The organism is Psychrobacter sp. 16-MNA-CIBAN-0192 (assembly GCF_040309565.1).
Classification (GTDB): domain Bacteria; phylum Pseudomonadota; class Gammaproteobacteria; order Pseudomonadales; family Moraxellaceae; genus Psychrobacter.
Genome location: NZ_JBEOOX010000512.1, coordinates 1 through 252, shown reverse-complemented (window position 1 = coordinate 252; position 252 = coordinate 1). Strand labels below are relative to the sequence as shown.

Below are 252 nucleotides of genomic sequence, written 5' to 3'. Positions count from 1 at the left end.
ATTGTTACCAAAGCAAGACCTATGATGTGTTCTGAAGAAACAAGTTTAAGATCTAACACGATAACTTTCCGCGCTACAGCCATAAGAGCGGTGGCAATCACTAATTCTACTGGGATAATATTTGACCCAAGGTATAAACGAATATTAATAAAGATTTCAACGGCTATGAGCACAAGCATAAAAGCGCCAAAAGTCTCAAGAATATCTTCAGCATCGAGGAGAAAATACGGGGGTACTATCACTTTGCTATAG

General features: G+C 38.5%; 1 protein-coding gene. It reads right to left on the bottom strand.

Annotated features, from left to right (window positions below; all coding sequences use genetic code 11):
* Positions 1-252 (bottom strand): phosphate-starvation-inducible PsiE family protein (locus AAEY78_RS14175; protein WP_352340050.1); only part of this gene is annotated, 252 nt, incomplete at both ends.